The organism is Hydrogenobaculum sp. (assembly GCF_049967395.1).
In the GTDB taxonomy this organism is placed as follows: Bacteria; Aquificota; Aquificia; order Aquificales; family Aquificaceae; genus Hydrogenobaculum.
The window spans coordinates 1-3,172 of record NZ_JBMFST010000079.1; the positions used below are offsets into that span (position 1 = coordinate 1).

2 protein-coding genes and 1 pseudogene are annotated in these 3,172 nt (G+C 35.4%); 2 read left to right on the forward strand and 1 reads right to left on the reverse strand.

Annotated features, from left to right (window positions below):
- Positions 1 to 145 precede the first annotated feature (145 nt).
- Positions 146 to 874 (forward strand): ABC transporter ATP-binding protein, encoded by a 729-nt coding sequence (locus ACP5S8_RS07955; protein WP_461876411.1) that lies wholly within the window; start codon positions 146 to 148, stop codon positions 872 to 874.
- A 10-nt stretch (positions 875 to 884) separates the two neighbouring features.
- Here ACP5S8_RS07955 and ACP5S8_RS07960 read toward each other — a convergent pair whose 3' ends face one another.
- On the reverse strand, positions 885 to 2,900 hold the full coding sequence (locus ACP5S8_RS07960) for a carbon monoxide dehydrogenase beta subunit family protein (protein ID WP_461876412.1): 2,016 nt from the start codon (positions 2,898 to 2,900) through the stop codon (positions 885 to 887).
- Positions 2,901 to 2,949: 49 nt separating this feature from the next.
- Between ACP5S8_RS07960 and ACP5S8_RS07965 the strand changes: the two are divergent.
- A pseudogene (locus tag ACP5S8_RS07965) lies at positions 2,950 to 3,156 on the forward strand (hypothetical protein); the annotation flags it as partial.
- Positions 3,157 to 3,172: the final 16 nt, after the last annotated feature.

The window sequence follows — 3,172 nt, forward strand, 5'->3', positions numbered from 1 at the left end:
TGATAAAATGCTATCACGATATATTTTACGATAACCTAATGCCAAGACCCGAGCTTTTGATATTGCTATTTTTTATATCTATAGTAGTTTATATAGTAGGGTTTAACTATTTTCACTCTAGAAAGGATGTTTTTGCAGAGTATATATGAGCGTTGTGATAGAAGTAAAAAATGTTACAAAGGTCTTTAAAAGGCATACGAAAAAATATTTTTCTATAAAGTCTGCTTTTGTGGATTTTATCAAACACGGCAAACCTCAAAAGCAGATAGTAAAAGCCCTTGACAACATAAGTTTTGATGTGATATCTGGAAGCACGCTAGGCATAGTGGGAAAAAACGGTGCTGGTAAATCTACGCTTCTTAAAATAATATCTGGTATTATAAAACCCACTTCCGGAAACGTAAAAGTAAGAGGTTCGTTGGTACCGCTTTTAGAGCTTGGTACCGGTTTTCATCCGGAGCTTACCGGAAGAGAAAACATCATAATAAGCGGTCTTATATTGGGACTATCTAAGAAAGAGATTTACAAGAAAATAGACGAGATAATAGAGTTTGCAGAGTTAAAAGATGTGATAGATGAGCCAGTTAGGACTTACTCTTCTGGTATGTATTCAAGGCTTGCCTTTTCTACTGCTTTTAGCATAAACCCAGATATTATAATCTTAGATGAGATACTCTCGGTAGGGGATGTGGCTTTTATGAAAAAAAGCAAGGAAAGGGTAAAAGAGTTTAAAAGAAAAAATAAAACCATCTTGTTTGTAAGCCACGATATGAACAGTGTAAAAGAGATGTGTGATGAGGCGATTCTTATAGATAAAGGTAGGCTCGTGCAAAGAGGGGGTGTGGATATGGTGGTGAGTTTGTGTAGTGTATAAGCCATATAAATCAAAGCATGCCTAAAAGCTCCTCTATCTTGCTGGCATCTGTGAAGCTAGTAGATAAATCAGCCTCTGGATGTCCGTATAGTCCGCATAAGGCTACTACTGTGGTTGGAGTATTTTTCTTTAAAAGCCTTATGATGAAATCTGTCCTGTAACAGTGTGTTCCTATCAAGATGGTGATATCGTGGTTGCCGTGCAGTATAGCTTCATGAGGATTTGGTGGGTCCATCTCAACGCTCGGGTCGTAGTTTTTTAGTTTTGGTCTATAATCTGGTAGTATTTTCACGTTTGCTTTTATCTTTTCTATTAAAAGTCTTGTTAGTTCAGCTTTTTCTTGAAGTTCTTTTTCGTTAAAATCCCAAAACAAAAGAGGTCCTACCACTACCGTTGGGTTTTTTGAGCTTTTTATAAGATTTGCAAGTGCTTTGAAGGCTTCTTTGTAAGAGACCACGCTATCTTTTATGGTGGCCTCACCTTTAAATACGTCTATTTGCATAGCGCTTCTTGTCCTATCTTCTTCTGGTGTTGGCACGGCTTTTGGCTTTTTGTAGTAAGAGGGTTTAAAATCTAAAAAGTGTTTTGAGAAATCAAAGCTTTGATGAGATTTTCTAAACTCTGTCGTTTCTTCTTTTAGACTTAACGATTTAAAAAGGTCATCCTTTATAAGGTCTAACTCCACTGTAAACTCACCGTGATAGGCTTTTTCCTCTTCTTCTACACCGAGGCTATAACAAGTGGTGCCTACTATGTCAAAGAGCACTCCGTTTGCTCCAAACTCGGATGCCTTTTGGAAAGCCTCGTAGCGCTTTTCGTAAAACTCATAACAGCAGTGTCCTATATATGTGTATCCATTTTTTGCGCACCAAATAAGCGTATCTCTTAAAAGCTCAAAAGATGTTATGGTAATAGGTATCATGCCTTTTTGATAGGCAAGCCTATAGGCATCTCCTACGGTGCATCCTCCACATTCTCCGCAGTCATCAAGATGTCTATAATCACACCATCTTGGTTTGGCACAATATGGAAGAAGCATCACCTTTGCCTTTTGGAGATTTTCTTTTAGATTGGCCCCTATGCTTGCAATAAGCGTTTCTTCTTTTAAGCCAAAATCTTGTGCATCCAGTTTTCTTATTGTAAATAAAATGGCTTCTTTTATATCTTCTTTTGATATATCTATGCTTTTAAAAGGATGGGTGTATAAAAATCTATCAAGCTCATCTTTTATGATGTCTATCTTTTTTCCTTTTAGAAAGTTTTCTAAGCTTTTAATGTAATCTTTTGGTGATATTATATAATCTCCGTTTATAAAAATATCTTCTAAGACTCCGTTGAGCTTTTTTATATAAACTCTAAACGTCCCGCCTTTACATCTATACAAACCGTAAGTATAGCCTTCTTTTGGTTTTGCGTTTTCAAAAATAAACTTTTGGTCAAACTCCTTATCTACATATTTGTTTTCTTCATCATCTTCTATATCAAAAGCCCCAAACTCATCGTAAAAGCTGTTTAAAAGCATATTGATAAACTCTTTCTTTGATATATCTTTACCAAAGACTTTTCTTATGCTTGTAAGCCTATCGTCTGCTGCTTTTATGCCGTAAGATGTGAGTTTTTCCACCGGCATATGTATGCTTTTTAGAGTTTTTTCTATATTTAAAGAAAGCGGTAAAAACACTTCAAATATATATTTGTCTTCAATATCCCCATGTATCACCGAAAGTCTTTTTTGACCTACTTTTAACTGTGTACCTTCTATGTTTATATCTTCTATTATATTTTTAAAAGCTTTTAAAAACCTTTCGTAAAAAAACTCTTTTTCACCTTCTACCCTTATCCCAACGGTATCTTTATCCACATAAACAGCTTGGCCTGAAAGCTTGCTCTTTATAAGGCCTATGCCGTTTTGCTCTATGTAATCAAGCCTTATCTCCTTGCTTGGGTCTTGATGATACCCCAATATCACATACTCTTTATCAAAGCCATATATATTAAACTTCCCATTCTCCGTCAAAATTTTCATATCAAAAATCTCTTAAAGAGCTAAAAATTTACAATGATATAAAATCTAATGGTACAACGGCTACTCTTGACTTGGAGAGGCGGTTTGCAACCCATTTGATGTGTTGCTTTTGTTTGCCAACAAGATGTTTAGACCTTATTGGTTTGAGACAGGAACTCCTAGTTTTTTGATGAAGATGTTTGAGAAAGATAGGTTTTATTTACCAAGTTTGGAAAATCTAAAAACCAGCGATGAGATTTTAGCAAGTTTAGATATATAGATTTTATGAGATT

What these genes read in the sequence shown, in the direction of transcription:
- ACP5S8_RS07955 (WP_461876411.1), top strand. Translation starts at nt 146, where the DNA reads ATGAGCGTTGTGATAGAAGTAAAAAATGTTACAAAGGTCTTTAAAAGG.
- ACP5S8_RS07960 (WP_461876412.1), bottom strand. Translation starts at nt 2,900, where the DNA reads ATGAAAATTTTGACGGAGAATGGGAAGTTTAATATATATGGCTTTGAT.